General features: G+C 68.7%; 15 protein-coding genes and 1 pseudogene. 10 read left to right on the top strand and 6 right to left on the bottom strand.

The features are described 5' to 3' along the window. Positions 1-28: 28 nt before the first annotated feature. Complete coding sequence (locus FV226_RS19070; protein WP_147764124.1) at positions 29-1,027, bottom strand: polyphosphate kinase 2 family protein; 999 nt, start codon at positions 1,025-1,027, stop codon at positions 29-31. Between the two features lie 184 nt (positions 1,028-1,211). Here FV226_RS19070 and FV226_RS19065 point away from each other — a divergent pair, with 184 nt between their 5' ends. Both FV226_RS19065 and FV226_RS19060 read left to right on the top strand, forming a co-directional pair. After that, positions 1,212-1,808, top strand: coding sequence for a histidine phosphatase family protein (locus tag FV226_RS19065; protein ID WP_147764123.1), 597 nt, complete (start codon positions 1,212-1,214; stop codon positions 1,806-1,808). A 207-nt stretch (positions 1,809-2,015) separates the two neighbouring features. After that, positions 2,016-6,104, top strand: a complete 4,089-nt coding sequence (locus FV226_RS19060; RefSeq protein WP_147764122.1) for a Pls/PosA family non-ribosomal peptide synthetase — start codon at positions 2,016-2,018, stop codon at positions 6,102-6,104. Positions 6,105-6,176: 72 nt separating this feature from the next. Here the strand turns inward: FV226_RS19060 and FV226_RS19055 are convergent, their stop codons facing one another. Further along, positions 6,177-6,833, bottom strand: coding sequence for an alpha/beta hydrolase (locus FV226_RS19055; RefSeq protein ID WP_147753109.1), 657 nt, complete (start codon positions 6,831-6,833; stop codon positions 6,177-6,179). Between the two features lie 294 nt (positions 6,834-7,127). Between FV226_RS19055 and FV226_RS19050 the strand changes: the two genes are divergently transcribed. The 6 genes from FV226_RS19050 (at position 7,128) to FV226_RS19025 (ending at position 13,879) form a co-directional block, all read left to right on the top strand. Next, positions 7,128-8,297 (top strand): cysteine desulfurase family protein, encoded by a 1,170-nt coding sequence (locus tag FV226_RS19050; RefSeq protein ID WP_147764121.1) that lies wholly within the window; start codon positions 7,128-7,130, stop codon positions 8,295-8,297. Between the two features lie 69 nt (positions 8,298-8,366). Continuing rightward, positions 8,367-9,836, top strand: a complete 1,470-nt coding sequence (sufB, locus tag FV226_RS19045) for a Fe-S cluster assembly protein SufB (protein ID WP_147753107.1) — start codon at positions 8,367-8,369, stop codon at positions 9,834-9,836. Between the two features lie 102 nt (positions 9,837-9,938). After that, a complete protein-coding gene (gene sufC / locus FV226_RS19040) occupies positions 9,939-10,691 on the top strand; it encodes a Fe-S cluster assembly ATPase SufC (RefSeq protein ID WP_147764120.1) in 753 nt (250 codons plus the stop codon). 4 nt (positions 10,692-10,695) lie between these two features. Then, a complete protein-coding gene (locus FV226_RS19035) occupies positions 10,696-12,018 on the top strand; it encodes a SufD family Fe-S cluster assembly protein (RefSeq protein WP_147764119.1) in 1,323 nt (440 codons plus the stop codon). Positions 12,019-12,201: 183 nt separating this feature from the next. Next, positions 12,202-13,446, top strand: coding sequence for a cysteine desulfurase (locus FV226_RS19030; protein WP_147764118.1), 1,245 nt, complete (start codon positions 12,202-12,204; stop codon positions 13,444-13,446). A gap of 49 nt (positions 13,447-13,495) precedes the next feature. After that, positions 13,496-13,879 carry an SUF system Fe-S cluster assembly protein gene (locus tag FV226_RS19025; RefSeq protein WP_147726384.1) on the top strand — a complete coding sequence of 128 codons (384 nt, stop codon included), beginning with the start codon at positions 13,496-13,498 and terminating at the stop codon, positions 13,877-13,879. Positions 13,880-13,889: 10 nt separating this feature from the next. Here FV226_RS19025 and FV226_RS19020 read toward each other — a convergent pair whose 3' ends face one another. Then, positions 13,890-14,486: a Uma2 family endonuclease gene (locus tag FV226_RS19020; protein ID WP_147764117.1), complete on the bottom strand. Its 597-nt coding sequence runs from the start codon at positions 14,484-14,486 to the stop codon at positions 13,890-13,892. A 139-nt stretch (positions 14,487-14,625) separates the two neighbouring features. On the opposite strand from FV226_RS19020, the gene sufA reads away from it, so the two are divergent. Next, entirely contained in the window at positions 14,626-15,003 is a 378-nt protein-coding gene (sufA, locus tag FV226_RS19015; RefSeq protein WP_147753102.1) for a Fe-S cluster assembly scaffold SufA, read from the top strand. 16 nt (positions 15,004-15,019) lie between these two features. Here sufA and FV226_RS19010 read toward each other — a convergent pair whose 3' ends face one another. From FV226_RS19010 to FV226_RS19000, 3 genes are all read right to left on the bottom strand, one after another. Further along, entirely contained in the window at positions 15,020-16,081 is a 1,062-nt protein-coding gene (locus FV226_RS19010) for a GGDEF domain-containing protein (protein ID WP_147764116.1), read from the bottom strand. 113 nt (positions 16,082-16,194) lie between these two features. Next, positions 16,195-17,784, bottom strand: a complete 1,590-nt coding sequence (locus FV226_RS19005; RefSeq protein ID WP_147764115.1) for a DEAD/DEAH box helicase — start codon at positions 17,782-17,784, stop codon at positions 16,195-16,197. A gap of 198 nt (positions 17,785-17,982) precedes the next feature. Further along, a complete protein-coding gene (locus tag FV226_RS19000; RefSeq protein ID WP_147764114.1) occupies positions 17,983-18,252 on the bottom strand; it encodes a hypothetical protein in 270 nt (89 codons plus the stop codon). A gap of 399 nt (positions 18,253-18,651) precedes the next feature. Between FV226_RS19000 and FV226_RS18995 the strand changes: the two are divergent. Further along, positions 18,652-18,850 (top strand): annotated as a pseudogene (locus FV226_RS18995) (porin family protein); the annotation flags it as partial.

Here is an 18,850-nt window from a genome sequence, read left to right as displayed (position 1 = left end):
CGAACGCCTGTTCCCGATCTTTCGCACCTCAATCCGGCACGGTCATTTCCGCGACGCCCGCTTGCGCCTCGGGAAATCGCGGGTCCATCGCCTCCAGCGTGTCCGCGATGGTGCGGGCGATGATGAGGTTGCGGAACCACTTCCGGTTGGCGGGCACCACGTACCAGGGCGCGTGCGGCGTCGAGCACCGGGTGAGCGCATCCGAGAAGGCCGTCTGGTAGGCGTCCCAGGACTTGCGCTCGACGAGGTCGGCCGGATCGAACTTCCAGTGCTTCTCGGGGTCTGCGATCCGCGCCTCAAGGCGCTCCTTCTGCTCGTCCTTCGAGATGTGGAGGAAGAACTTGAGGATGTGGGTGCCGGATTCGGTGAGTAGGCGCTCGAAGTCGTTGATCAGGCCGTAGCGCGCCTGCCAGACCGGCTCCGGCACGAGGTCCTTCACCCGCACCACCAGCACGTCCTCGTAATGGCTGCGGTTGAACACGCCGATCATGCCGCGCGCCGGGGTGCGCTGGTGATAGCGCCACAGGAAGTCGTGGTCGCGCTCCTCGATCGAGGGCACCTTGAACGAGGCGACGCTGCAGCCCTGCGGGTTCACCCCCTCGAAGACGGCGCGGATGGTGCCGTCCTTGCCGCCGGTGTCGATCGCCTGGAACACCACGAGCAGGCTGCGCTGGCGCTCGGCGTAGAGTTTTTCCTGCAGCGCCTGAATCCGCGCACGCTCGGTCGCCAGCGCAGCCTTCGCCCAATCCTTGTCGAGGCCGCCGTCGGCGTTCGCGTCGACCTTCGCCAGATCGAAACGGCGCCCCGGGGCGACGGTGACGATCCCGTCCGCCGCCGCGACCGGGGCCGGCAGGTGGGCGGCGACCAGCGCCGGAGCGGTCCCGGCGATCTCGCTGGTCGCCGCGGCCCACAGGGACGAGGACGGCGCCTTGCGCCGCGCGGCGGCGGCGGAACGGTCCGGCGAGTTTGTCACACCGGCCGTCCCCGCCTTCTGGCGCCCATCCGTCTTGCGGTGCTTCTTGCTCATGGACAGACCTTCTACCGGCCGATCGCCTTCCGGCCTAGATCGGGCACCCGCTTTGCATGCGGGGCGACCCGAGCCCCACAAGACCGCCACTGCCCGATGGACCGCGCCGCCATGACCGCCCCCCTTCCGCGAGACCGCCGTCACGGACGTCACCGGTGAGTGCACCGATCGGGACCGCCGGAGCGTGAAGCCCATTTCGACGATCTACTTCATCCGGCACGGCCAGACCGATTGGAACGCGGAAGGCCGCCTGCAGGGTCAGCGCGACATCGCCTTGAACGCCGTCGGACAGGTCCAGGCCGCCGACGCGGCGGATCGGCTCGCGGCGCTCGCGGGCGAGCGCATCGCCGAGGCCGAGTTCATCGCGAGCCCGTTGCTGCGCACGCGGCGGACCATGGAAATTTTGCGCGACCGCCTCGGCCTCGCGCCCGCCGGCTACCGCAGCGATCCCCGCCTGATGGAGATCGACTTCGGGTCCTGGGAGGGGCAGACCTGGGCCGAGATCCGCCGACGCGATCCCGGCGGCGCCAGCGCGCGCGACCGTGACCGCTGGGGCTACCGTCCGTCCGGCTCCAGCGCGGAGAGCTACGCGATGCTGACCGAGCGCGTCGCGCCGGTCTTCGCCGACCTCGGGCGGTCGACCGTGGTGGTCGCCCACGGCGGCGTCGCCCGCGCGATGTTGGTCGCGCTCGGCCATCTCGACATCAAGGCCGCCCCCCGCATCGCCGTCCGCCAGGGCGCCGTGCTCGTGGTGGACGCGGCCGGATGGCGCTGGGCGTGAGATTTCGTATTCGTCATTCAAGACCCGTTCAAGGGTGAGGTATACACCCGGGCGTCGGGGCCGGTTCGCAGGGTCCCGTCCCGGTCGGCGGACTGCCTCGATAACGGCACGATCCGGCGTCAGGAACGCGCTCCGATCGCCGACCGGTTGCGCATGCGAGATAGACGGGAAGCCGGCTTCACGAGGGAGCCGGAAGCGGAGCATTCGATGAGTAGCCTCGGCGAGATGATCCGGCCCGATGCGGACCGGCACCCCGGGGCGACCGCATCCGACCGCGCCGTGCTGCACGGCCCGGTCCGCCCGGACTTGATCCGCGACGAGGTGCTGGGCGAGATCTTCGCCGAGACCGCGCGCGCCCGGCCGGACCATCCGGCGCTGATCGACGGCGCCGCGACCGATGCCGCCGGCCGGCATCCGCACGTCACCTATGCCGAGGTCTTCGCCTGCGCCGGACGGATCGCCGCCGCCCTGGCGCGCCGCGGGATCGGGCCCGGCGACGTGGTCGGCCTGTGGATGGCCCGCGGGCCGGACCTGCTCACCGCGCAGGTCGGCATCACCCTCTCGGGTGCCGCGTGGTTGCCCTTCGACGCCGAGGCACCCGCCGACCGCGTCGCGGTCTGCCTCGAGGACGCCGCCGCGAAGGCCCTGCTGGTCTCGGCCGCGCTGGCGCCGGGCGCGCCCGCCGTCGCCCCCGCCCTGACCCTCGACGCCCTGCTCGCGGACACGCCGGCGGACGCGGCGGCGCCGGACCTCCGCGCCGCTGGGCTGACGCCACAGCACCCCGCCTACCTGATCTACACCTCCGGCTCGACCGGCGTGCCGAAGGGCATCGTCATCAGCCACGCCAACATCTGCCACTTCCTGCGTTCGGGGAACGCGCTCTACGGGATGGCGCCGGACGACGTGGTGTTCCAGGGCGCCTCGGTCGCATTCGACCTGTCGATGGAGGAGATCTGGGTCCCGTACCTCGTCGGCGCGACCCTGTTCGTGGCGAGCCCCGCGATGATGGGCGACGTCGAATCGCTGCCCGGGATCATCGCGAGGGCCAACGTCACGGTGATCGACACCGTGCCGACGCTGCTCGCGATGATCACCGGCGACCTTCCGAGCGTGCGCCTGATCCTGCTCGGCGGCGAGGCGCTGCCCGAGCCCCTGGTCGCGCGCTGGGCGACGCCGACGCGAAAACTGTTCAACACCTACGGGCCGACCGAGGCCACGGTGGTGGCGACCGCCGCCGAGATGCGTCCGGGCGTGCCCGTCACAATCGGCGGGCCGATCGCGAACTACTCGGTCTACGTCGCGGGCGAGGATCTGCGCCTGCTCGGGCGCGGCGAGCCGGGCGAGTTGCTGATCGGCGGCCCCGGCGTCGCGAAGGGCTACCTGCAGCGGCCGGAACTCACCGCGGACAAGTTCATCGCCAACCCCTACGCTTCGGACGGCGCCGACCCGTTGCTCTACCGCTCGGGCGACGCGGTCTCTCTCGATGCCGCCGGCAACATCCTGTTCCACGGTCGCATCGACGACCAGGTCAAGATCCGCGGGTTCCGGGTCGAGCTCGGCGAGATCGAATCGCGCATCCAGGCGCAGGCAGGCATCAACCAGGCGGCGGTGGTGCTGCGGAGCGACGACGGCGTCGACCGGCTCGTCGCGTTCCTCGTGCCCGAGCGCGGCCACGCCTTCGACCGGGCGGCCTTGCGCCGGACGCTGGCCGAGCAGATGCCACCTTACATGGTGCCCGGCCATTTCGAGACGGCCGAGGTGCTGCCGCGCCTCACCTCCGGCAAGGTCGACCGCAAGGCGCTGCGCGTCGCGCCGCTGACCGTCGTCGAAGCCGACGGCGAGCAGGAGCCGCCGGAGAACCAGACCGAGGCGGCCCTGCTGGCCGCCGCCAAGCAGGTCTTCGGCAACCAACCGATCGCCCTCGACGGCGACTTCTTCACCGACCTCGGCGGCCACTCGCTGCTCGCCGCCCGCTTCGTCGGGGCGGTGCGCGAGGCGCCGGCGCTCGCCGGCATCACGCTGCAGGACGTCTACCGCGAGCGCACCCTGCGCCGGATCTCGGACGCGCTGATCGCGCGGACCGGCGGTGCCGGCATCGAGACCGCGATCCGCGACCTCGCCTTCGTGCCGCCGCCGCTCCTGCGCCGCGCGCTGTGCGGGCTGGCGCAAGCGGTGGCCCTGCCGTTCGTCATCGCGCTCGCGACCTCGCAGTGGCTCGGCATCTTCGTCACCTACCTGCTGCTCACCGGCGGCGGCCTCGGGTTTTTCGGTGAGCTCGGCGTGCTGCTCCTCGTCTACGTGGCGATCAACGCCGTGACGGCGACGATCGCGGTCGCCGCCAAGTGGCTGGTCCTCGGGCGGACCAAGCCCGGCCGCTACCCGCTCTGGGGTGCCTACTACTTCCGCTGGTGGCTTGCGCAGCGCCTGGCGCCTCTGGTCCACATCAAGTGGCTGCAGGGCTCGCCCGCCATCGCCGTCTACCTGCGGCTGATGGGCGCGAAGGTCGGCTCCGACACCCTGATCTCCGATATCGATATCGGCGCGCCCGACCTGCTCATCATCGGCGACGGCGCGTCCCTCGGCGGCCGCCTCGTCATCGCCAACGCCGAGATCGTCGGCAACGAGCTCGTCATCGGACGGGTCGAGATCGGACGCGACGTGGCCGTCGGCACGTCCTGCGTCATCAGCCACGACACGGTGATCGGCGACGCGGCCGAGATCGCCGACCTGACCACCATTCCCGCCGGCACCCGCGTCGGCGCCGGCGAGAGCTGGGATGGCTCGCCCGGCCGCAAGGTCGGGATGGCCGACGGCTCGGACCTGCCCGAGCAGGCCCCGGCCTCGGCCCGGCGCCGGGCCGGCTTCATGGCGATCTACGTCCTGCTGCTCGGCGCCATCCCCGCCGTCGGCCTGCTGCCGATCTTTCCGGCGTTCTTCCTGTTCGACCAGATCTCGGATTCGCTGTCCGACTTCACCGACGTCGATTACCACTGGTACCTGCCGCTGCTGACGTGGCCGACGGCCATGCTGATGACCGCGGGCACGGTGCTGCTCATCGCCGGCATCCGCTGGATCGTGCTGCCGCGTCGGCGCTCGGGCACCTACTCGATCTGGTCGGGCTTCTACCTGCGCAAGTGGTCGGTGGCGCTCGCCGCCGAGGTGACGCTGGAGACGCTCTCCTCGCTCTTCGCCACCGTCTACATGCGGGCGTGGTACCGCCTGATGGGCGCGCAGATGGGGGAGGGGGCCGAGATCTCGACCAACCTCGGCAGCCGCCACGACCTCGCCGAGGTCGGCAGCCGCAACTTCATCGCCGACGAGGTGGTCTACGGCGAGGAGGAGATCCGCCGCGGCTGGATGCACCTCCATCCGGCCCGCACGGGCGCGCGGGTCTTCGTCGGCAACGACGCGGTGGTGCCGCCGGGCGCCGACATCCCCGACGACGTGCTGATCGGCATCAAGTCGAAGCCGCCCGCCAACGCCGAGATGGCGCCGGGCGACACCTGGTTCGGCTCGCCGCCGATCAAGCTGCCCTCGCGCCAGCGCGTCGACGTCGGCACGCTCGCCCAGACCTACGAGCCGGGCACGCTGGTGAAGCTCCGCCGCGGCGTGTTCGAGGCGTTCGCGACCTCGTTCTCACCGATGCTCTACATCACCCTCGCGATCACCGCGATCGATTGGTACTTCTACCCCAACATCCTCGAACGCGATTGGAGCGGGCTCGCGATCAGCTTCGTCACGGTCAGCGTCGTGATCGCGCTGATCCAGTCCGCCGCCGTCATCGCCATGAAGTGGGCCCTGATGGGGGTGTACCAGCCCGGCATGCAGCCGATGTGGTCGTGGTGGGCGATGCGCACCGAGGCGATCGCCGTCGCCTATTGGGGCCTCGCGGGCAAGGTGCTGCTCGAGCACCTCCAGGGCACGCCGTTCCTACCCTGGGCTCTGCGGCTGTTCGGCGTGAAGGTCGGCGAAGGGGTGTGCATGCTCACCACCGACATCACCGAGTTCGACTGCGTGACGATCGGTGACTTCGCCACCATCAACCGCACGGCCGCCCTGCAGACCCACCTCTACGAGGACCGGATCATGAAGGTCGGCCGCGTCGTGATCGGCAGGGGCGTCTCGGTCGGCGCGTTCTCGACGGTGCTCTACGACACCAAGGTCGGCGACTACGCCCGGCTGCGCCCGCTCACCATCGTGATGAAGGGCGAATCGATCCCCGCCCATTCGGAATGGGAAGGCGCGCCGGCCGTGCCGGTGGTGCAGACGGCGCCGTCCGATCGGGCGGCGGCCTGAGCCACGAATCGAAAAGGGCAGGCCGCCGTTTCGGCGCCTGCCCTTTTCGTTTGCCGCAAAATGCCGCTCGGCTCAGACCGCGTCTTCCTTCCGGCCGAGGCGCTTGTCGAGGTAGGTGTCGACCGTCTGGGTCAGCTCGTCGACCTTGCCGTCGAAGAAGTGGTTAGCGCCCTCGACCATCTGGTGCTCGATGATGACGCCCTTCTGGGTCTTCACCTTCTCGATCACCGGCATCACCTCACGCGCCGGCGCCACGCGATCCTCGGAGCCGTGCACGAACAGGCCCGAGGAGGGGCAGGGGGCGAGGAAGGTGAAGTCGTAGCGGTTGGCCATCGCGGCGATCGAGATGAAGCCCTCGATCTCGGGGCGGCGCATCAGCAGCTGCATCCCGATCCACGAGCCGAAGGACACGCCGGCGATCCAGCACGACTTCGCCTCGGGGTTGACCGACTGCACCCAGTCGAGCGCGGCGGCGGCGTCCGACAGCTCGCCCGATCCGTGGTCGAAGGCGCCCTGGCTGCGGCCGACGCCGCGGAAGTTGAAGCGCAGGGCCGCGAAGCCGCGGTTCGCGAACGTGTAGAAGAGGTTGTACACGATCTGATTGTTCATCGTGCCGCCGAACTGCGGATGCGGGTGCAGCACGATCGCGATCGGCGCGCCCCGCTTCTTGGGGGCCTGATAGCGACCCTCCAGTCGGCCGGCGGGACCGGTGAAGATGACCTCGGGCATAGTTCCTCGACTCCTGTGGCCGTGCCGCGTGGGTGTGCCCGCCGCGATGGCCGTGTACGCCTCAGCCTGAGCGGTCCGCGCGACCGCCTTGACTCGTCCCGCGCCGGACGTAAAAGCGCTCTTAGAATAATTCTAGGCGATTAGAACTATTCTAAACAACGCGGCTGCGGGCGTTTCCCCGACCAGCCCCGAAGCGCCGTCCGGCGCTTCGAAACCGTGTCGTCGGCGCGGCTTAGCACGCCGACCCGGTGCCAAAGCAAGGAAATGTCGCATCTTTCGGCAGTCGGAGATCGGATGACAGCAGACCGCGCCTATCTCGACCACAACGCCACGTCTCCGGTCCGTCCGGCGGTGTCGCAGGCGGTCGCGCGGGCGCTGTCGCTTCCGGGCAACCCGTCCTCCGTTCACGCCGAGGGGCGTGCGGCGCGGGCGATGCTGGAGGAGGCGCGGGAACGCGTCGCGCGACTCGTCGGGGCGACGCCGCCGCAGGTGACCTTCACCAGCGGCGGCACGGAAGCCGCCAACGCCGTGCTGTCCGGCGCGCTCCGCCGCTGGGGCCGCCCGGCGCCGACGCGGCTGCTGGTCGGCGCGACCGAGCACCCCTGCGTCACCGCGGGGCACCGCTTCCCGGCGGACGCCGTCGAGGTGCTGCCGGTGCTGGCCTCCGGCGTGATTGATCTCGACGCGCTGGCCGCCCGCCTCGCCGCGTTGCGCGACGCGGACGTGCTCGTCTCGGTTCACGCCGCCAACAACGAGACCGGCGTGGTGCAGCCGATCTCAGACGTCGTCGCCCTGGCGCGGTCGCATGGCCGCGCCCTGGTGCACAGCGACGCGGTGCAGGCCGTCGGCAAAATCCCGCTCGATGTCTCCGCACTCGGGCTCGATGCGCTGACCCTGTCGGGCCACAAGTTCGCCGCGCCGAAGGGCGTCGGCGCGTTGGTGCTGCGCGACGACGTCCAGCTCGACGCGGCCTTCGTCCGCGGCGGCGGGCAGGAGGCGCGGCTGCGCTGCGGCACCGAGAACCTTCCCGGCATCGTCGGGATGGGCGAGGCGGCGGAGATCGCGCGCAACGCCCTCGACGCGGACGCGCTGCGCCTCGCGACGTTGCGCGACGCGCTCGAAGATGCGGTCCTCGCCCGCGCGCCCGACGCCGTGGTGTTCGGCCGCGGCGCCGCGCGGTTGCCCAACACCCTGTGCTTTTCGGTGCCTGGGCTCGATGCGCCGACCGCGTTGATCGCCTTCGATCTCGCCGGCATCGCGGTGTCGTCGGGTTCGGCCTGCGCCTCCGGCAAGGTGGCGCGGTCGCCGGTTCTCGCCGCGATGGGCGTGAGCCCTGCGTTGGCCACGGGGGCGCTCCGCGTCAGCCTCGGCTGGAATACGGGGGAGGGCGACACTGCGCGCTTCCTCGGAGCCTTCGAACGGGTCGTCGAGACCCTATATAGACGGCGAGGGTTGGCGGCCTGAGGGCCGTGCCTGCGCCATCGCACATGGAAGCCCCCGGTCCTTGAAACCGGCGACGCTTAGGAGACGCTGATGCCTGCCGTGCAGGAAACCATCGATCGGGTCCGCTCTATCGACCTCGACCAGTACAAGTACGGCTTCGAGACCACCATCGAGATGGAGAAGTCCGAGAAGGGCATCTCCGAGGATGTGGTGCGCTTCATCTCCGCCAAGAAGAACGAGCCGGAGTGGATGCTCGCGTGGCGCCTGGACGCCTACAAGCGCTGGCAGACCATGCAGGAGCCGGACTGGGCGCGGGTCGCCTACGACAAGGTCGACTACAACAACATCTACTACTACGCCGCGCCGAAGCGCCCGGCGGCGATGTCGCTCGACGAGATCGATCCCGAGATCCTGAAGACCTACGAGAAGCTCGGCATCCCGCTTCGCGAGGTCGAGGTGCTGGAGGGCATCGCCCCCGAGCGCCGCGTCGCGGTCGACGCGGTGTTCGATTCGGTCTCGGTGGCCACCACCTTCAAGGCCGAGCTGTCGAAGGCCGGCGTGATCTTCATGCCGATCTCCGAGGCGATCCGCGAGTATCCGGACCTCGTCAAGAAGTACCTCGGCTCGGTCGTGCCGGTGACCGACAACTTCTTCGCGACGCTGAACTCGGCGGTCTTCTCCGACGGGTCGTTCGTCTACATCCCGCCGGGCGTGCGCTGCCCGATGGAGCTGTCGACCTACTTCCGCATCAACGAGCGCGACACCGGCCAGTTCGAGCGCACGCTGATCATCGCCGACAAGGGTTCCTACGTCTCGTATCTCGAGGGCTGCACCGCCCCGAAGCGCGACGACAACCAGCTGCACGCGGCGGTCGTCGAGTTGGTCGCCCTGGACGACGCCGAGATCAAATACTCGACGGTCCAGAACTGGTACCCCGGCGACAACGAGGGCAAGGGCGGCATCTACAACTTCGTGACCAAGCGCGGCGATTGCCGCGGCGCCCGCTCGAAGATCTCGTGGACGCAGGTCGAGACCGGCTCGGCGATCACCTGGAAGTACCCGTCCTGCATCCTGCGCGGTGACGAGTCCCGCGGCGAGTTCTACTCGATCGCGGTGTCGAACGGCATGCAGCAGGTCGATTCCGGCACCAAGATGATCCATCTCGGCAAGAACACCACCAGCCGGATCATCTCGAAGGGCATCTCGGCCGGCCGCTCGCAGAACACCTATCGCGGGCTCGTCTCGGCGCACAAGAAGGCGTCGAACGCGCGCAACTTCACCAACTGTGACAGCTTGCTGATCGGCGACCAGTGCGGGGCGCACACTGTGCCCTACATCGAGTCGAAGAACGCGAGCGCAGTGTTCGAGCACGAGGCCACCACCTCGAAGATCTCCGAGGACCAGAAGTTCTACTGCCTCCAGCGCGGCCTCTCCGAAGAGGAGGCGACCGCGCTGATCGTCAACGGCTTCGTCCGCGACGTGCTGCAGCAGCTGCCGATGGAGTTCGCGGTGGAGGCCCAGAAGTTGATCTCGATCAGCCTCGAAGGCTCGGTCGGCTGACGCGCCTCGGCCAGACGCTTTGAAATGCCCTCCCCCTGGTGGGGGAGGCGCCCTTCGCGCCGACGAAGCGCGGGATACGTATTCTTACGGGACTAAGCCAACATGCTCGAAATCAAGAACCTCGTCGTGCAGATCGAGGACAACCGCATCCTCAACGGCCTGAACCTCACCGTGAACGACGGCGAAGTCGCCGCGATCATGGGGCCGAACGGCTCCGGCAAGTCGACGCTCTCCTACGTCATCGCCGGCAAGGAGGACTACGAGGTCCTCGACGGCGAGATCCTGCTCGACGGCCAAAACGTGCTGGAGATGGGCGCCGACGAGCGCGCAGCCGCCGGCGTGTTCCTCGCCTTCCAGTACCCGCTGGAAATCCCCGGCGTCGGCACGATGACCTTCCTCAAGGCCTGCCTCAACGCCCAGCGCCGCGCCCGCGGCGAAGCTGAGATCGCCACGCCCGACTTCATCCGGCAGGTCAACGCGGCCGCCGAGAAGCTCGAGATCAACAAGGACATGCTCCGGCGCGCCCTCAACGTCGGATTCTCCGGCGGCGAGAAGAAGCGCATGGAGATCCTGCAGATGGCGCTGCTGCAGCCGAAGTTCTGCGTGCTCGACGAGACCGATTCCGGCCTCGACATCGATGCGCTGCGCATTGTCTCCGAGGGCGTGAACGCGCTACGCGCGGAAGGCCGCTCGTTCCTGGTCATCACCCACTACCAGCGCCTGCTCGACTATATCGTGCCCGACACCGTGCACGTCATGTCGAAGGGCCTGATCGTGAAGACCGGCGGCAAGGAGCTCGCCAAGGAACTCGAGGCGTCCGGCTACGCTGAGTACCGCACCAACGAGGCCGCGTAAGCCCATGGCCGACATCGCCAACCTCCGCACCTCGGCCGAGACCGGTCTCTCGACCCTGTTCGAGACCGCCCGCAAGGGCTTCGGCAGCGATAAAGCGATCGACCGCGAAGAGGCGTTCCGCTTCTTCGAGGCGGCGGGCCTGCCGAGCCGCCGCGTCGAGGCGTTCAAGTACACCGATTTGCGCGCCGCGATGCAGGAAGCCGCGCCGCCGGCCGAAGCGCCGTCCCTCGACGTGGCGAAGGCCGCCGTCGCCTCCGCGACCGCGTTCTCGGCGATGGAGGCGGTACGCCTGACCTTCGTCAACGGGCACCTGATCCGCGAGCTGTCGGACCTCGATCGCGTCCCGGCCGGCGTTTCGGTGTCGCCGTTGAACGACGCCCTCAGCCAGGGCGACGCGCGCCTCAAGAACCTCGCCCCCGTCGCGCAGGCGCGGGAGAACCCGATCTACCAGCTCAACACGGCCTTCCTCGCCGACGGCGCGCTGATCTCGGTGGAGGCCGGCGCCAAGGTCGAGACCCCGCTGCACCTGCGCTTCGTCGGCGCCGGCGCCGAGGGTTTCTCGACCGCGACGCGGGTGCTGGTCGAGGTCGCCGACGGTGCCGAGTTCACCCTGCTGGAGACGCATGAAGGGCCGAACGGGCTGACCTACCAGCCGAACGACGCCCTGGACGTGCATGTCGGCAAGCATGCCGCCTTCCGGCACGCGCGCATCAACCGCGAGGGCGACAAGGCGATCGCCCTGTCGACGATCAGCGTCCGGCTCGACGACGAATCGCAGTTGGAGACCGTGAACCTCGTTACCGGCGCGGTCCTGTCGCGCCATCAGATCTTCATGCACGTCGCCGGTGAGAACGTGAACGCCGTCGTCAACGGCGCCACGATGCTCGGCGACGGGCAGCTTGCGGATTCGACCCTGCTCGCCGACCACGCGGCGGTCGGCGGCGTCGGCCGCGAGATGTTCAAGACGGTGATCGACGGGGACGCCACCGGCGTGTTCCAGGGCAAGATCATCGTCCGCCAGATCGCGCAGAAGACCGACGGCAAGATGAAGTCGGATTGTCTGCTCCTCTCCGACGAGGGGCAGATGATGAACAAGCCGGAGCTGGAGATCTTCGCCGACGACGTCGCCTGCGGCCACGGCGCCACATGCGGCGCCCCGGACCAGGATCTCCTGTTCTACCTCATGGCCCGCGGCCTGCCGAAGCCGATCGCCGAGAGCCTGCTGGTGCAGGCCTTCGTCGGCGAGGCGGTGGAATCTGTGACCCACGAGGGTGCACGCGCCGCGCTGATCGGCGAGATCGAGGCGTGGCTCGCGTCGCGGGGGTGAACCCTTCGCGTCGCGGTATCCCTCCCCGCCCTTTTCTAGGGGGGCCGCCTTGGCGGCTCTCGCAGGAGAACTTCAGCGCGTCCGGCGGCTTCCGAAAGCCGCCTCACTCCAGCGTATCGGAATGAGGATGGCGCCGGGGAGGGGCGACGCTGTGAACGATAACCCGGATCGAAGGTCGCGACCATGAACGCACCCATGCTGCATCCAGCCTACGACGTCGAGGCGATCCGGGCGCAATTCCCGATCCTCTCCGAAAAGGTCTACGGCAAGCCGCTCGTCTACCTCGACAACGCCGCCTCGTCGCAGAAGCCGCGTGCGGTGATCGACGCGATGGTGGCGTGCATGGAGACCGGGTACGCCAACGTCCACCGCGGCCTGCACTTCATGGCCAACGCGGCGACCGAAGGGTTCGAGGGCGCGCGCGAGACGACGCGGCAGTTCCTGAACGCCGCGTCCACGGATGAGATCATCTTCACCCGCAACGCCACCGAGGCCTACAACCTCGTGGCGTCGTCGATGGGCTGGGGCGGGATGATCGGGGAGGGCGACGAGATCATCCTCTCGATCATGGAGCACCATTCCAACATCGTGCCGTGGCACTTCCTACGCGAGCGGCGCGGGGCGGTGATCAAGTGGGCGCCGGTCGACGACGACGGCAACTTCCTCGTCGAGGAATACGAGAAGCTGTTCACGCCGCGCACCAAGATGGTCGCGATCACGCAGATGTCGAACGTGCTCGGCACGGTCACGCCAGCGGCGGAGATCGTGCGCATCGCCCACACCCACGGCGTGCCGGTGCTCCTCGACGGCGCGCAGAGCGCGGTGCATCAGCCAATCGACGTGCGGGCCCTCGATTGCGACTTCTTCGTCTTCACCGGACACAAGGTCTACGGCCCGACCGGGATCGGCGTGCTCTACGGCAAGAAGGAATGGCTCGACCGCCTGCCGCCCTACCAGGGCGGCGGCGAGATGATCCGCACGGTGAGCCAGGACGCCATCACCTACAACGACCCGCCGCACCGCTTCGAGGCGGGCACGCCCGCGATCGTCGAGGCGGTGGGCCTCGGCGCCGCACTGGAGTTCATGATGGGGATCGGCCGCGAGAAGATCGCCGCGCACGAGGCCGACCTCACGGCCTACGCCCAGGAGCGTCTCGGCGCGATGAATTCGGTCCGCCAGATCGGCAACGCCAAGGGCAAGGGCGGCGTCATCGCCTTCGAGATGAAGGGCGCGCATGCCCACGACATCGCGACGGTGATCGACCGGTCCGGCGTAGCGGTCCGCGCCGGCACGCATTGCGCCATGCCGCTGCTCACGCGCTTCGGCGTCACCTCCACCTGCCGCGCCTCGTTCGGGCTGTACAACACCCGCGCCGAGATCGACGTGCTGGCCGAGGCGCTGGCCCGCGCCGAGATGATGTTCGCCTGAGCGTATGGACCTGGCGGCCGCTTGGCGGTGGCCCGAAAAGGAGACGACGATGAGCAGCGATGCGACGATCACCGGGGGCGCGAACACGCCGAAGGTCGCGGGGGCCGAGGGCGTGCCGCCGGCGGAACTCGACCGCCTGACCGACGACATCGTGGCGGCGCTGAAATCCGTCTACGATCCGGAGATCCCGGCCGACATCTACGAGCTCGGCCTAATCTACAAGGTCGACATCGACGACGACCGCAAGGTCGCCATCGACATGACGCTGACGGCGCCGGGCTGCCCGGTCGCCGGCGAGATGCCCGGCTGGGTCGAGGATGCGGTCGCCAAAGTGCCCGGCGTCCAGTCCTGCGCGGTGACGATGGTGTTCGATCCGCCGTGGGATCAGAGCCGCATGTCCGACGAGGCCCGCGTCGCCCTCGACATGTGGTGAGGCCGGCCGATCAGCGCGGCGGCTCCGGCTCGCGCTCGAACGTCATGTCCTCGTAGATGTCGGCGAGGTCCAGGGCGGCACCGATGGCGGGCAGGTCGATCCGGTCCGTCATCGCCTCGTAGGCCGAGATTTCCCAGGCGCCCCCATCCTCGTCCCGGCGATAGAGGACGGCGCCGGAGAAGCGGGTCTCGACGAGCAGGATGTAGCGCAGCGTCGGATGACGCCGGTATTCGTCGAGCTTCTTGAACCGGTCGATGCTGCTGGTCGAGGGCGACAGCACCTCGACGACGAGGCGCGGCGAACGGTTCTCGTAGGTGTCGCGAACGAGGTCGCCGCATTCCACGGTGATGTCCGGGCGGCGGATCGTCGTGATGCTGGTGCGCATCGCGACGTCGTCGGTCGTCGGACGGCAGCCGGATCCACGCAACTGCCCATGAAGCGACGCGATGATGTTCACGGTGGCCCGGTCGTGCTGGACGCTCGCTCCGGTCATCATCTTCACGTGCGGCACCGGGATGCCGTCAACGAGTTCGTAGAGCCCATCCTGGTCGCGTTGCCACGCGAAGAACTCGTCCGCGCTCATCCTGGGAATTGCCGGCTCGCCCATGGGCTCCTCCGATCGACCGCGATGATCCTAGCATGGCTCGGGCGTGGGTGTAGACCACGCCCGTCGCGATCCTTATCTTAACGCCGTACGCCCACCCTCAACCGCCCGGGCCTTGAACCCGGCTGCCGGAGAGACACCGATGTCCACGAGTTTCAAGGTCATGTCGCTGACGGACGCGGCAGCCGACCGCATCAAGGCGATCATCGCCGACGCAGACCGGCCGATCGCCGGGCTTCGGGTCGGCGTGAAGAACGGCGGCTGCGCCGGGATGTCCTACACGATGGAATATGCCGAGGATCGCAAGCCCGGCGAGGACATGGTCGAGGATCGCGGCGTGAAGGTCTTCGTCGATCCGAAGGCGCTGCTGTTCCTGCTCGGCACGCAGATGGACTTCCAGACGTCCAAGCTCGCCTCGCAGTTCGTGTTCAACAACCCGAACCAGACCTCGGCCTGCGGCTGCGGCGAGTCCGTCGCGATCACGCCGGTCGGCCCGGAGCGGTTGCTCGCCCCGGCCTGAACGACGCCTTTTCGGATCAGGCGACCGCGGCGGCGAGTTCGGCCGTGGTCGCGTCGTCGAGCGTGCGGTTGCGGCCGGAACGCTTGGCCGCGAACATGCACAGGTCGGCGCGCTCCAGCAGCGAGACCGGGTTGTCGCCACGGCGGTAGGTCGCGACGCCGAGCGAGATCGTGACCTTGCCGAGCGACTCGCCGGTGGAACGCTTCATCAGCTCCCGGCCCATGACGCTGATGCGGACCTTCTCGGCGATGGCGCGGGCAGTTTCGCGGGTGGCGTTCGGCAGAAGGATGCCGAATTCCTCGCCGCCGAAGCGGGCGAGCATCGCGCCCTTCTCGACGCTTTCCCGCATCACGACCGCCACCAGCCTCAGCACCTGATCGCCGATGAGGTGGCCGTAGAGATCGTTGAAGCGCTTGAAGAAGTCGATGTCGAGGACGATCAGGCTCGGATGGGCGCCGCGGGCCGCGCCGTCGAGGGCCTTTTGCAGCATCTCCTCGAAGTGCTTGCGGTTCGCAAGTCCGGTCAGCGGATCGGTCAGGCTCTCGATCCGGGTCGCCTCGAGCTTTTCGCGCAGCGATTCGACCTCCGTGCGGCTCTCGCGCATCCGCGCTTCGAGGGTGCGGTTGTTGGATGCCACCTCGCGGGTGGTGGCGACCAGGGTCGCCACGATCTCGCGCAGGCGTGCGCGGTTCAGGGTCGAGACCGAAAGGTCGAGGCTCAACGCCCGCAGGGACTCGCCGTACTGCGCCGCCGAGCCGAGGGAGAGGTCGAGCATCTCCATGACGCCCTCGATCTCAGCCAGCATCGTCGCGCCGGTTTCACCTGCGGCGGCGGCGTAGCGCGAGCCGTCGAGATACGTGTCGTAGAGTTCGTCGATGTCCGTCGGCGAAAGCCCCGCGCTCTGCGCGGTGAGCCGCTTGATCGCGTCGTTCATCAAGGGGCGGTCGCCGGACACGTAGGTGTACCAGACGGCATAGGCCCGCGGGGTCGCGGAAGGCCCGTAATCGCGCATCAATTCCTGGGCGCGTTGCGCCAAGGCGAAGCTGCGATCACGGTCGGCGTACTGCCCGTCGCTCATCCGATCCCCGTCGGTCCGTCACGGTCCCGGCGCGTGATGCGAACGGAACCGACATCACAAGCTACCTCAAGGAGCGTGGACGGACCGTTAAGGCCAAGGTCGCGGATATGACGTCAGTCCTGTTTCTTGATCGCCGCCGAACGCAACATGAAGGCGGGCACGTGATCGCCGAGGCCGACCGGCGTGTCGCCGTCCTCGTCGCGCCGCCGCCCGTGGCCGCGGTCGTCGCGCGACCGCTCCTGAACCGGGCGCAGAGGGGGAGCGCTGGGCCGCTCGGTGCGCGGCCGAACCTCGGCCCTCTGACGCTGTGGAGTCTCGCGCCGAGGCTCGTCCTGCCGGCTGCGGGCCTCGCGGCGCGGAGCCGCCTCCTCGGAAGGGGGCGACTCTAGGTTGGCCGTTGGTTCGGCGTCTGGCGACCCACGGCGCGCCCTGGGCGACCGGGCCTCGCGCGGCGCCTCGGCCTCGGCCGGAGCCCTCCGGCCGCGCCGCGACGTCTCGGTGGAGCGTCCGCGATGACGGGTGCGGGGCTCTCCGTCCTCTTCGGCCGCGGGCACAGTGGTGGCGGTCGCAGCGGTATCGAGGTCGCCGTCCATCCACGGGATCGGTTGGCCGATCAGCGACTCGATCGCCTGCAGCGAGCGGTCGTCGCTGCGGCTGACCAGGGTGAAGGCCGCCCCCGAGCGGCCGGCGCGGCCGGTGCGGCCGATGCGGTGGACGTAGTCTTCGGGATGGTTCGGCACGTCGAAGTTGAAGACGTGGCTCACTGCCGGGATGTCTAGGCCGCGGGCGGCGACGTCGCTGGCCACCAGCAGCGCGGTCTCGCCGCCGCGGAAGGCGTCGAGGGCAGTTGTGCGCGAACGCTGGTCCATGTCGCCGTGCAAGGCGGCCGCATCGAAGCCGTGGCTGACCAGCGACTTTTGCAGCAGCGCCACGTCGCGCTTGCGGTTACAGAAGATGATCCCGTTCTTGAGGTCCGCCTCGCCGCGGATCAGCCGCCGCAGGCGATCGCGCTTAACGCTGCCGTCCGACGAGGTCGCGACCAGGCGCTGGACGATGGTCGAAGCGGTGGAGGCGGCGCGCGCCACCTCGATCCGCTCGGGGTTGTGCAGGAAGATGTCAGCGAGGCGCTCGATCTCCGGCGGCATGGTCGCGGAGAAGAACAGCGTCTGGCGCGTGAACGGCACCATCTTCACGATGCGCTCGATGTCGGGGATGAACCCCATGTCGAGCATGCGGTCGGCCTCGTCGATCACCAGCAGCTCGACGCCGCTCAGAAGCAGCTTGCCGCGCTCGAAGTGGTCGAGGAGCCGGCCCGGCGTCGCGATCAGCACGTCCGTGCCGCGGGTCAGCTTCGCATCCTGGTCGGCGAAGGAGACGCCGCCGATGATCAGCGCGACGTTGAGCTTGTGGTTGGTGCCGTAGCGGTCGAAGTTCTCCACGACCTGCGCCGCGAGTTCGCGCGTCGGCTCGAGGATGAGGGTTCGCGGCATCCGGGCGCGGGCACGCCCGTTCTCGAGCATGGTCAGCATCGGCAGGGTGAAGGCCGCGGTCTTGCCGGTGCCGGTCTGCGCGATGCCGAGCACGTCGCGGCGCGCGAGGACGTGCGGAATCGCCTGGCTCTGGATCGGCGTCGGTTCCGTATAGCCGGCGGCGGTGACGGCCTGGAGGACCTTGTCGCTCAATCCGAGATCGGCAAATGACATAATCTTTTGAGAACCGTTACGCGCGGGGTCAAGCAGGCCGGCGCGGAGAACTCCTCGCGGCGACGGCGGCGACGGCCTGTCGGAACGCAAGCCCGTCGCACCTGCGGATGCGCGGGACACTTAGGCCCTTGCTACCACTTGTCAATTGGAGGCCGCCGCCGAGGCGGGGTTTCCCCGTGCGAAACGGCCGTGCCGTTCTCAAGGACGCAGCGCGTGCGTCCCGCCCGGAAGGCCGCAGGGGTCGAGTCTCACCGCGCGAGCGCCCTGCGCGATCGAGCCGGTGGTCTCGGGATCGATGACGCCGCGGGCTATGCCGGATTGGGCGACGTGGGTCGAAGCGGGCGGGATGCGATCCGGTTGCGCGAAGTGGTGGACGGCCACCAGACCGAACAAACCGGCGATGCCGGCTGTCTGGATCGCCCAGCGCAAGGTGCCGTGCGACGGCGCCGGTTCATCGTCCTCGCCCATCGTGATCCTCCCCCCGGGTCGCCCGTGCGTCCGTTGGCATGGAGGATGACGCCACAGGGTTAATCCCGGCCTTACGAACCGAGCCACGTCCGCGACCGGAAATAAAGTGCCGACGCCAGCGGCGCCCTTTATCATTTGATAAGCACTGGGCCGACTTCCGCGGCCGCGGCGCGCAAATCTAAACAACAGAACCCCGGCGGGAAATCCATTTGATCTTCTTCCCCCAGCCATGTGCGCCAAAACACACACGCGAACGACATCGAGTAAGCCGGGCGTAACCTTCACCTTTCGTTGACGGCTTCCGGTTCATCTAGCCGAGCTTGTTGCAGGAAAGCGACAGACCGAGCGGGCAACCCGGTTTAGAACCACCTCGGCTTTGCCAATCAGGACCCAGAAAAAATGAAGAGCCTTCTCCTCGCCACCACCGTGCTCGTTGGCCTCACCGCCGCCGCGTCCGCTGCCGACCTTCCCCGTCGCGCACCGCCGCCGGTGTTCACGCCCGTTCCGGTGTTCACCTGGACCGGCGCCTACTTCGGTATCAACGCCGGCTACGGCTTCGATGCCAGCGAGCGCCGCGGCGCCACCGTCGTCGGCGTCT

It is taken from the genome of Methylobacterium sp. WL12, assembly GCF_008039475.1.
Classification (GTDB): Bacteria; Pseudomonadota; Alphaproteobacteria; order Rhizobiales; family Beijerinckiaceae; genus Methylobacterium; species Methylobacterium cerastii.
Note: the sequence above shows the minus strand (reverse complement) of the source record. Positions and strands in the feature narration are given on the sequence as shown.

Coding starts and splice junctions, on each gene's coding strand:
- FV226_RS19070 (WP_147764124.1), bottom strand. CDS start 1,027: ATGAGCAAGAAGCACCGCAAGACGGATGGGCGCCAGAAGGCGGGGACG.
- FV226_RS19060 (WP_147764122.1), top strand. CDS start 2,016: ATGAGTAGCCTCGGCGAGATGATCCGGCCCGATGCGGACCGGCACCCC.
- FV226_RS19055 (WP_147753109.1), bottom strand. CDS start 6,833: ATGCCCGAGGTCATCTTCACCGGTCCCGCCGGCCGACTGGAGGGTCGC.
- FV226_RS19050 (WP_147764121.1), top strand. CDS start 7,128: ATGACAGCAGACCGCGCCTATCTCGACCACAACGCCACGTCTCCGGTC.
- sufB (WP_147753107.1), top strand. CDS start 8,367: ATGCCTGCCGTGCAGGAAACCATCGATCGGGTCCGCTCTATCGACCTC.
- sufC (WP_147764120.1), top strand. CDS start 9,939: ATGCTCGAAATCAAGAACCTCGTCGTGCAGATCGAGGACAACCGCATC.
- FV226_RS19035 (WP_147764119.1), top strand. CDS start 10,696: ATGGCCGACATCGCCAACCTCCGCACCTCGGCCGAGACCGGTCTCTCG.
- FV226_RS19030 (WP_147764118.1), top strand. CDS start 12,202: ATGAACGCACCCATGCTGCATCCAGCCTACGACGTCGAGGCGATCCGG.
- FV226_RS19025 (WP_147726384.1), top strand. CDS start 13,496: ATGAGCAGCGATGCGACGATCACCGGGGGCGCGAACACGCCGAAGGTC.
- FV226_RS19020 (WP_147764117.1), bottom strand. CDS start 14,486: ATGGGCGAGCCGGCAATTCCCAGGATGAGCGCGGACGAGTTCTTCGCG.
- sufA (WP_147753102.1), top strand. CDS start 14,626: ATGTCCACGAGTTTCAAGGTCATGTCGCTGACGGACGCGGCAGCCGAC.
- FV226_RS19010 (WP_147764116.1), bottom strand. CDS start 16,081: ATGAGCGACGGGCAGTACGCCGACCGTGATCGCAGCTTCGCCTTGGCG.
- FV226_RS19005 (WP_147764115.1), bottom strand. CDS start 17,784: ATGTCATTTGCCGATCTCGGATTGAGCGACAAGGTCCTCCAGGCCGTC.
- FV226_RS19000 (WP_147764114.1), bottom strand. CDS start 18,252: ATGGGCGAGGACGATGAACCGGCGCCGTCGCACGGCACCTTGCGCTGG.